The sequence below is a fragment of the Terriglobales bacterium genome, assembly GCA_035454605.1.
GTDB lineage: Bacteria > Acidobacteriota > Terriglobia > Terriglobales > Acidobacteriaceae > DATMAB01.
The window spans coordinates 1-3,010 of the sequence record DATIGQ010000099.1 but is presented as its reverse complement, the minus strand read 5'-3'; the positions used below and the strand labels follow the sequence as shown (position 1 = coordinate 3,010).

Genomic DNA, 3,010 nt, shown 5'->3' with positions numbered 1-3,010 from the left:
GTGTGAAAGAACAAGTCGCGGGCTTATATGCCCACCGCCTTGCGGAGAAGGGCTTCATCACGGTCGCCGCGGATGCCGCTTATCAGGGCGCCAGCGGTGGCAAGCCGCGCAATGTCGACAAACCCGCATACCGCATCGAGGACATCCATGGCATGGCGGACTTCATCACCGGCTACCCGGGTGTCGATGAAGCGCACCTGGGCCTGCTCGGCATCTGCGGCGGCGGCGGATACTCGCTGGCCGCGGCGCAAACCGACAAGCGATTCAAGGCGATTGGTGACGGTGAGCATGTTCAATTCCGGGTAACCGTTCACGGGTTAGCGATGGGCAGGAGTGGGCGGGCTCAGGGGCCGGCGGGCATCAGCGATGGGGCGGGCTCGTTTCGGAACGAAGCCTGCACCGCCTCGACGAGATAGGCGAACACGTCCCGTTTCTGGACGGCGCAGGTGGCGATGGCCGTCCAGATGCGCTCGCAGAACTGGCGCCCCTTCCTGCCGCGGGTGCCCTGGGTGATTAGGCGGTCGATGACGACGAAGCGGATGGCCTGCTCGGCCCGGTTGTTGGTCGGCTCGATCTCCGGGGTGGTGACGAACTCGAAGTAGGCGGCCCCATATTGCTCCAGCCGCTTGGAGAGGTTCCGGGCGGCCCGCGCTCCGGCGCTGCCCGCCTGCTCCGCCTCAGGCTCCTGGAACTTCACCGCCAGGATGCGCTCGCGCGCGGCATCCAGCTCCGAGCGGATCGCTTCGCGGCCGAGCCCCCTCTCCTGCGCCTGCGCGATGATGGCGAACATTTCCCTGATCGCCTTCAATAGCCCTCGTCCGTACGCCGGTCCGGCGCCCTCGGGCAGCTCGCACAGATAGCGGACCTCGCGGATGAGATGCGCCAGACAGAACTGTACCCGCACGTCGAAGAGGCGCATGTATTTGCGGTAGGCGCTAAAGAAGTCGCAGCCCAGCACGCCGTCGAACTCCGCGCCCAGAACGTCGACGAGAACCGAGGAACTGCGGTTGTCCTCGATCTTGAAGAGCACGTAGAGGTCGGCCCGGAACACCCATGTCCAGAACCGGTTGCCGTTGTCCCTGTGGCCGGTTTCGTCGACGTGCAGCGCGGGTTGTTCCGCGAGCGCGGCCTGGAGCTGCCCGTAGGGAGTCTCGAGCGCGCAGCTCACCTTGGCGACGAGCTTGGCGATCTGGCTGCGAGAGAGCTTGAGGCCGCACACGTTGACCAGGAAGCGCCGGATCGTGGAATAGGACGCATGCAGCGCGCATTTCATGTAGCCGACAAGCGCCGTGAGATAGGGTCCGCACAGGCCCGCCGCCGCCATGTATCCGGTGGGTTGCGCCTGGTAGGCTGCCCCGCACTCCACGCATCGGCACGAATGGTAGTGATGCTCCTCCTTCCACAAGGGCACTTCCCGGATCTCGACCTGTTGGACAACCTTCGGCGCCCAGCCGGGCTCCGGCATCCCCTCGCCGCCGCAATGGGGACAGGTGCCCGGATAGTGCTCGAAGGGCGGCGCGCTCAGTTCGGCCGCGGCAAACGGAGGACGCCCGTGGCGCGGATGGCCGGGCTGGCCGCCGATCCTGCGCTTGGTGCCCCCGGCAGGCCTGGGCTTGGGTTTGACGATGTCGCTGGAGGGCGGCTTGGAGGAGGTGCGCGAGTTCCTGCCCAGGGCCGCGATCCTGGCTTCCTGCAGTTCGATCCGAGCCTGGGCCTCCGCCGCCTCCCCGCACAGCCGCGCATTGACGGCGCGGAGGATCGCGTTCTCCTCGCGCAAGCGTGCGCAGGATTCGCAATGAAGTGTGCCGAAGATCATGGCTAGCTTTCCTGCGCGGCATCGCCGCGCGCTTCCGGCATCCCTTCGATCCGGCGAAGGCGCTCCCGGAAGCTCCGGTGCAGGGGATAGACAAGCACGTCGCGCACGGGTTCCGCGTTGCGATGCGCGCGATCGTTTCGCCCCCGGCCCCGGGTCTCCCCGAGCCGGCGCCAGTTGGAGGCGCGGTAGCAGGTGCCCGCGAAGCGCGCCCGCTCCACGAAGGTCTCCGCCAGCACGATGGGCGTCGCGTAGCGCTCCATCCAGTCGCGCCGCAGCCGCCGCAGGCAGTGTCCCAGAAGGAAGGAGGCCAGATGCGGCACCCGCACCCAGGGGAGAATCACGAAGCGGTCGTTGTTGACGACTGCGTGCAGGTTGGCCTCGCGCCCGGCGCGATCCCACCCGATGAAGGCGTCCCGGCAGGCCACCTTCCACGCGGCCGGCCCGAAGCCGATGGCCGCGACGACGCGCTCGCCGCAATGGCACAGATACTTGAGCGAGGCACCCACGGGCTGCCGGTATCCCAGATAGTGATAGTGCGCGACCAGGGAGTTGTGGAGACGCGTGTCCGCGTTCCCCTTCGCCAACTCGACCCGGACCTGCGGGCGGATGCGCGAGAAGGGCGCTTCCATCGCCGAGGTGTCCATTGGCGGCAGGGGCCCCACCGTGTTGGTGCATCCAGGCCGCCGCGCCGACTTTCGCTTCGCGGGCAGCACGATCAGACCCTTGCGCTCGAGCTGCCGCAGCAAGTCCCGGCAGGCAATCTCCCGATAGCTCCCGTTGGCCTGGCGCCAGTCCCACAGCCGGCACAGGACCTCCGAGACATGCGTGCGCCCCCGTACCCCCTCGCGCGCAATCAGCCCGCCGATGAGCGCGACTTCCCCAGCTCCAATCTTGCGTCCGCGAACGATGATCTCCTTGTCCATCGCCGCCACTCGTAAACCCACCGAGAATTAGACGCCAGCTTTTTCTTCTCCTTCTTCAAACTACCCCGTGAACGGCTACGTAGGTCGAAATGATCCTTGTCCCTGCGGCAGCGGCAAGAAATACAAGAAGTGCTGTCTGGAGGCTGAGGGACCGCAACAAGGAGTGGCGGTCGCGTGGCAGGCTGGCGCTCCATCGACTGGTCAGACGCTGGTCACGGAGTTGGACGATCTCTCGAACAGCGTGGTTGATTTGATTGCATCGCGTGACTTG

Annotated in this window: 4 protein-coding genes; 2 read left to right on the top strand and 2 right to left on the bottom strand. The window is 66.5% G+C overall.

The genetic code is table 11. The features are described 5' to 3' along the window. Positions 1 to 416: hypothetical protein (locus VLE48_07085; GenBank protein HSA92758.1), on the top strand; the 416-nt coding region annotated here is incomplete at its 5' end. Here VLE48_07085 and VLE48_07080 read toward each other — a convergent pair. After that, complete coding sequence (locus VLE48_07080; GenBank protein ID HSA92757.1) at positions 344 to 1,816, bottom strand: IS66 family transposase; 1,473 nt, start codon at positions 1,814 to 1,816, stop codon at positions 344 to 346. The two genes, VLE48_07085 and VLE48_07080, sit on opposite strands and share 73 nt — an antisense overlap. Before the next feature lie 2 nt (positions 1,817 to 1,818). Next, positions 1,819 to 2,739, bottom strand: a complete 921-nt coding sequence (locus VLE48_07075; protein HSA92756.1) for a Druantia anti-phage system protein DruA — start codon at positions 2,737 to 2,739, stop codon at positions 1,819 to 1,821. Positions 2,740 to 2,806: 67 nt separating this feature from the next. On the opposite strand from VLE48_07075, the gene VLE48_07070 reads away from it, so the two are divergent. Further along, positions 2,807 to 3,010: SEC-C metal-binding domain-containing protein (locus VLE48_07070; GenBank protein HSA92755.1), on the top strand; the 204-nt coding region annotated here is incomplete at its 3' end.

Bases quoted from the DNA above. Each gene is read 5' to 3' on its own strand.
- VLE48_07075 (HSA92756.1), bottom strand. From the start codon at position 2,739: ATGGACAAGGAGATCATCGTTCGCGGACGCAAGATTGGAGCTGGGGAA.
- VLE48_07080 (HSA92757.1), bottom strand. From the start codon at position 1,816: ATGATCTTCGGCACACTTCATTGCGAATCCTGCGCACGCTTGCGCGAG.